The organism is Pedobacter sp. N23S346 (assembly GCF_048515415.1).
Lineage (GTDB): Bacteria > Bacteroidota > Bacteroidia > Sphingobacteriales > Sphingobacteriaceae > Pedobacter.
This window is the reverse complement of the sequence record NZ_JBLYEE010000028.1, coordinates 1-5,769: the sequence shown is the minus strand read 5'-3', so window position 1 is coordinate 5,769 and position 5,769 is coordinate 1. Positions and strand designations below refer to the sequence as shown.

Below are 5,769 nucleotides of genomic sequence, written 5' to 3'. Positions count from 1 at the left end.
GTAAAAAAAGTATTTTTGCCCATGTTGAATGTTTAAGTGTGGTAACTCAAATATCAACACTAAAAAGGGGAAGCCAAAAGCAACCCCTTTTATTTTATCAAAAAAAAATCTTTACCGGACAACAATGTAGTTTTTTTAGGCGTTCTGATTTTAACCGACCGAATCTGATTAGTAGGAATGGTACGAAATTCTCCATCAACAATCATGATTAAAGCTGCTGAATCTACCTTATACAGTAAACCTTTCTCTACGCCAGTTCTTGTTTTTATGATAGAAATATAGGGCTTAACCTGTTGCGCCTGCGCATTGGCGATAAACCCCAGTAAAAGAAAAGTAAACAGAATGGTTTTCATCGCTTTAAAATTAACTTCATTTTATTGAACCCAACCCTATGAAATTACGAAATTTAACTGCCCATTTCCAATATTTTATCAAATTCTGTTGCTTTTAATGGCATCACCGATAAACGCCCCTGGCGAACTAATGAGATATCAGATAAGCTCGGTTCAGCTTTAATTTGCTCTAACGTAACCGGATTTTTTAATGATTCTACCGGGACTAAATCTACCACCACCCAGTTTTTATCATCAGTGGTTGGATCCTGGTAAGATTCTTTCACCACCTTCGCCACACCCACAACATTTTTGCCTTCATTGCTGTGGTAATAAAGCACCAAATCACCTTCCTTCATTTCCCTGAGGTTGTTTCTGGCCTGATAATTCCGAACACCATCCCAAAAGGTGCGGCCATCTTCATTAAATTTTTCCCAGCTGTATTTAAAAGGTTCTGATTTTACTAACCAATGGTTCATATTGTATTTGATTTTAAACGGCTTTAAACTAAGCTTCAAAACTAATAAAATGGAATGAATTAGGAAATAGAGTGGAAAGAATGAGTTTTCAAAATATTAAAAATTGATTAGTTTTTCGGAATATCATTTTCAATAAAGATTAATATCTTGTGGATATAAATTAATAATAACAAAAATGGCAGAATACGCTTTACCATATTTCGGAAACTTACCGACAGAAAATTTAGAAGAATATTATAATGTTGATATTGAATTAAATGGAAATAAAATTCAAGTAGACCTTAACTTTGAACACCAAACGGTTGACACATTAATACTGGACAAAATAAAAAATTTTATTGAAAAATTAGAAAAATTTGACAAGCTGAATAAGACATATATTCTCAATGACTATAATGACGAAGATGGCGACACAGTAAAATTTTACTTAGAACACCATCTTGAGGAAGTTGATAAAGAAGAACTTACAAAACTTGTAAACTTTGACGACAAGATAACAGAACCCGAAAAGCAACTTTTGTCAAAATTGAAATTAGTTAGAGTTGGTCTTTATCCTGATGATGAAGATAACTTCGCCATTTTTGACTACTCAATTGGAAAAGATATTACAAATTATTTAGTAGTAATAAATACTGATGAGAACGGACAACTGGACTACATGACAATGGAAAGCTAAATACCTACTGTCACCATCCTTTACTAGCGCAAGTCTTAGAGTCTACGCTAGTAGGCTGAATGACTTGCGCTTAGCAAAGATTTAATTGACGAATTTATTAAGCACAAGTCAAGCCTATGCTCTGACCAGGGGCGCTAAGACTTGTGCTAGACGAGTAATTTTACAAAGACACATCAACTGGCAAAATCATAATATTAATGGAATTCCTGAAAAAGATATTTTCAACAAAGACAAAAGATAAAAATATACCTTTACCAGAAAGCTATACTGAAAATTCTATAGGAGATTTTTATGTAGAGAACCAGGTTTGTATTACTTGTGGTGCACCTGAGGCAGAAGCACCAGACTTAATAGAACATTCTAAAATTGAATATGGACACTGCTATTTTAAGAAACAACCTACTACTGTTGACGAATTAGACAGAACAATTAATACAATGGAAGTCTCGTGTATTTCAGGCATTAGATATGGCGGTAAAAACAAAGCGATACTTAAGAGACTTTGTGATTTAGGTATGCAAGCAGATTGTGATTATAAATTGGAGGATTTAGAATGACACAAATCCCATTACTAGCGCAAGTTTTAGTTCTACGCTAGTAGGCTGGATGACTTGTGCTTTAGCAGAGATTTAATTGAGAATTTTTAAACACAAGTCGGGCCTTCGCTTTTAGCCCAAGCGCTAAGACTTGCGCTAGATATGGAAATTTGGATATAATTCAAAATAGTAGAATAATCAAAATAACTCTAAAAACTAGGAAACACAATGTTTACATTAATAAAAAACACATTATTTTCAGTTAGCTTATTTAATATATCTTTTAATAAGAAAAAAGAAAGTACGCAAATTAAAGAAGAAGCGCTAGTTTCAATACTAGAAGAGAAAGTACCATTTAAAGATTCAAAAACTCTTTATGGAATTTGCGGGCTAGAACTTATTGATAAAATGAGTAATGATCTAACAGCTTATCTATTTATACAAAAGAATAAGGATCATAGTTCGTGGAATTTAGTTGTTCCTGTAATAATTGACAGAATAACTAATGAAGCACTACAATTTGGTCAAGGTTATTTTGCTCTTGAGGGATCAGGAGTAGGGTTAAGCTATACTGATTCTATTTTTCGCAAACTAAAAGAACATAAAGCTAATGGATTTAATGTGTCTATTTGTCCCATTATCGTTGACAACAAATTACTAGATGACTTTGAGTATATAGATAGTAACCTAAAATGGAACGATTTATTAAAAGATGGCATAAATCTAGCGAATTATCAAAAGAGAGAATTCGTTTGGATATATAAACAATACTCGGAGATTAAGGCGAAGTACCAGTTGTAAATATTTGTTCACCTTACAGAATTAACTTGCCAAAAGTGCCAATTGAAGAACCTAGCCATGCAGATATTAGATTGACCAATCAATTAAAAGAAGGTGGTAAATTATTAGAAATTTTAGTTTGGGATCATTTGATTATTACCAATGAAACTTATTACAGTTTTGCTGATGATGGAATGATGTAAAAATTATTAGCTTGGGTTAATCACCCAGGCTAATAATTAAAATTTATAAGTAGATATCCCATATAAAAACAGAGAAGTTTTTTGCTTTATTTTTGTGATGGTTTGATAATTGGTATTACTTCAATCCCTGCCCTTACTGCGCTCAATAGAATATCTTTAATTATTTTAAAAATGACAATATCTCAGATCCAAAATAACCTGAAAGAGTCAATTCTACAACTATTCACCCAGATTTAAATAGATTGAATATATTAGATAAACAATAACGAAAACAATTAACTTTGTACCATCCGAAAAGAATATAATGTACATCGAATCAATAAAAATAGACAATATTCGTTCCATCCGTCATTTTGAGATGAAATTTAAAAATCCTGCAGGTTGGCACGTAGTGATAGGCGACAATGGTGCTGGTAAATCAACTTTTGTAAAAGCAGTATCCTTAGCTTTGGTTGGTGCGGTAAAGGCAATATACCTTCGACAGGATTTCAAAAAATGGATTAGGATTGGCGCTGGAGTTGAGGAAGAAAAGAAAATTGAGTTGGGAATTCTCAGAGACAATAGGGATGTAAAATATTCTGGCACTAAACCACCTTCTAATTATAATATTGGCGTCGAAATAGTAGAAAAGGAATCGCGCAAAACTGATAATGTAGCGACTAATACTACACTTACTACAGTTCTAGCTTTGGAAAGTGCATTTCCTAAGCATTATGAATTAGCAGGACTATTGGTAAGCGGATATTTTTCAGCTGCGTTTGGCCCATACAGACGGTTTACTGGGGGTAACACAGAATGGAGCGCAGTATCTCCTTATCCAACAGCTGAGGCGCATATTTCAGCTTTCGGAGAAGATGTGATGTTGGGTGAATGTATTAATTGGTTGAAAAATCTTCGCACCCTCGCCAATGAGCCTGCAAACAAGGACAGAGAAAGATATAAAACACTTTTAGATGATTTTGTGAACTTCTTCAACCATGGGGAGATATTACCGCATAATTCCAAACTTAAGCTAATTACTTCTCAAGATATACTATTTCTAGATGGAAATTCAAACGAAGTCTCAGTTATGGAACTAAGTGATGGTTACCGATCTGTACTAAGTATGACTTTTGACCTAATAAGGCAGCTTACAATTTTCTATCCTACAGTAGATCTATTTGCTAACGTAAGAAAAGGTGGTCCAGGAAATTATTTTATTGACCTCCCTGGTGTGGTTATTATTGATGAAATAGACGCTCACCTTCATCCAACTTGGCAACAAGAAATTGGAAATACACTCACAAGATTATTTCCTAAAATTCAGTTTATAGTTACTACGCATAGCCCATTGGTATGTAGAGCTGCGCAAAATGGCAGTATTTGGCGATTAGCAGCACCTGGTAATGACAATAAATCAGGCGAAATTATAGGAATAGAAAGAGCTCGCCTTATCAACGGAAACATACTAGACGCATACGGAACTGAAGTTTTTGGTGAAAATGTTTCCATATCTGAAGAATCCAATGAAAAGATGAATCGTTTGGCAGAACTAAATATAAAATCAATAACAGGAGAAATTGAGGACTCTGAAAAATCTGAATTACAAAATCTTAAAACTATTTTCCCCACTGAAAAGTCTAAATGATTCAGCTAGCAAAAAATATAATACCTGCGAAAGAAATTATAGATAAACTTAAAGAATATCAAGATCAAATTGATAGTTTAGCTACATTTCAATTAAGAAGTGATAAAGCGAAAAATGTTTTTTCAACTCGAAATAGAATTGGAAATAAAGTTTTTGATGCTGTAAAAGTCAAACTTACAGAAATGTGCTCTGGTGCAAGACGTTGTGTTTATTGTGAAGATTCAGTTGCTGACGAGGTTGAACACATTCATCCAAAGGATTTATATCCAAATCTTTGTTTTCATTGGGACAACTACGTTTATGCATGTGGAAACTGCAATGGCCCTAAAAACAATAAGTTTGCAATTTTCAGAAAAGATAATGGAAATTTTCATAATGTGAATCCACAAGGGAAAATGAAAGCAACTGAGCCTTTAGAGGGGAATGATGCACTTATTAATCCAAGGATAGAAGACCCATTAGATTTTTGTATATTAGATTTATCTTCAACCTTTAAGTTCGTTGTTGTAGCAAAGGGGGGAACAGATGATGCTTTTAAAGCAGATTATACTTACAATGAGGTACTGCGTCTAAACGACAGAGAGTTTCTGCGAAAAGCGAGAGAAAATGCCTACACAAATTATAAATCAAGATTGGGGTATTACACCACTAAAAAAGTAGAAGGTGTAGCACAAGACAAGCTTGATAATTTAGTTTTAAATTTAAAACAAGAAGCTCATCCGACAGTTTGGAAAGAAATGCAAAGATATCATTCAAAAGGAATTTTAAAGAGTATCGACAAAGACCTTGATGACCTTTTTATAAAATCACCTGAAGCACTTAATTGGTAATGGGAATACCCCTCTAGTGTAAGTCTCAGTGCCAAGCCTAGATGACTTGTACTTTCATTATTAGTATTCATAATACTGGGTAACCTATTCCGAAACTAATGTTACTTATTTAAATATTTACACAGCCATCTGCTTAGTTTGAACTACTTACTAAAAAATTTGAATAACTTATTGTAAGTTGTCCTCTCCTAAAAAAACTTGACACATTTTGGCCTAATAAAAATCAAAATGGAACAAGAGAAAAAACGTTGCGGATTTAGTATTTTAGTATCCGATTCGTTCGACCGTACAGATGACCGTAATGCT

8 protein-coding genes are annotated in these 5,769 nt (G+C 33.5%); 6 read left to right on the top strand and 2 right to left on the bottom strand.

Annotation, left to right across the window (positions count from 1 at the left end; translation table 11 throughout):
- Nucleotides 1–89: 89 nt before the first annotated feature.
- Nucleotides 90–353, bottom strand: a complete 264-nt coding sequence (locus ACN1CD_RS23535; RefSeq protein ID WP_419132874.1) for a hypothetical protein — start codon at nt 351–353, stop codon at nt 90–92.
- 53 nt (nt 354–406) lie between these two features.
- Nucleotides 407–811 (bottom strand): EVE domain-containing protein, encoded by a 405-nt coding sequence (locus ACN1CD_RS23530; protein ID WP_132529197.1) that lies wholly within the window; start codon nt 809–811, stop codon nt 407–409.
- 175 nt (nt 812–986) lie between these two features.
- On the opposite strand from ACN1CD_RS23530, the gene ACN1CD_RS23525 reads away from it, so the two are divergent.
- The 6 genes from ACN1CD_RS23525 (at nt 987) to ACN1CD_RS23500 (ending at nt 5,463) form a co-directional block, all read left to right on the top strand.
- On the top strand, nt 987–1,487 hold the full coding sequence (locus ACN1CD_RS23525; protein ID WP_419132873.1) for a DUF2004 domain-containing protein: 501 nt from the start codon (nt 987–989) through the stop codon (nt 1,485–1,487).
- Nucleotides 1,488–1,684: 197 nt separating this feature from the next.
- On the top strand, nt 1,685–2,044 hold the full coding sequence (locus ACN1CD_RS23520; protein WP_419132872.1) for a hypothetical protein: 360 nt from the start codon (nt 1,685–1,687) through the stop codon (nt 2,042–2,044).
- Nucleotides 2,045–2,251: 207 nt separating this feature from the next.
- A complete protein-coding gene (locus ACN1CD_RS23515) occupies nt 2,252–2,824 on the top strand; it encodes a hypothetical protein (protein ID WP_419132871.1) in 573 nt (190 codons plus the stop codon).
- 35 nt (nt 2,825–2,859) lie between these two features.
- Nucleotides 2,860–3,006 carry a JAB domain-containing protein gene (locus ACN1CD_RS23510; RefSeq protein WP_419132875.1) on the top strand — a complete coding sequence of 49 codons (147 nt, stop codon included), beginning with the start codon at nt 2,860–2,862 and terminating at the stop codon, nt 3,004–3,006.
- Nucleotides 3,007–3,310: 304 nt separating this feature from the next.
- Nucleotides 3,311–4,633, top strand: a complete 1,323-nt coding sequence (locus ACN1CD_RS23505; protein WP_419132870.1) for an AAA family ATPase — start codon at nt 3,311–3,313, stop codon at nt 4,631–4,633.
- Entirely contained in the window at nt 4,630–5,463 is an 834-nt protein-coding gene (locus ACN1CD_RS23500; protein WP_419132869.1) for a hypothetical protein, read from the top strand. The genes ACN1CD_RS23505 and ACN1CD_RS23500 overlap by 4 nt, the downstream gene beginning before the upstream one ends.
- Nucleotides 5,464–5,769 lie beyond the last annotated feature (306 nt).

Coding starts and splice junctions, on each gene's coding strand:
- ACN1CD_RS23515 (WP_419132871.1), top strand. CDS start 2,252: ATGTTTACATTAATAAAAAACACATTATTTTCAGTTAGCTTATTTAAT.
- ACN1CD_RS23535 (WP_419132874.1), bottom strand. CDS start 353: ATGAAAACCATTCTGTTTACTTTTCTTTTACTGGGGTTTATCGCCAAT.
- ACN1CD_RS23520 (WP_419132872.1), top strand. CDS start 1,685: ATGGAATTCCTGAAAAAGATATTTTCAACAAAGACAAAAGATAAAAAT.
- ACN1CD_RS23500 (WP_419132869.1), top strand. CDS start 4,630: ATGATTCAGCTAGCAAAAAATATAATACCTGCGAAAGAAATTATAGAT.
- ACN1CD_RS23525 (WP_419132873.1), top strand. CDS start 987: ATGGCAGAATACGCTTTACCATATTTCGGAAACTTACCGACAGAAAAT.
- ACN1CD_RS23505 (WP_419132870.1), top strand. CDS start 3,311: ATGTACATCGAATCAATAAAAATAGACAATATTCGTTCCATCCGTCAT.
- ACN1CD_RS23530 (WP_132529197.1), bottom strand. CDS start 811: ATGAACCATTGGTTAGTAAAATCAGAACCTTTTAAATACAGCTGGGAA.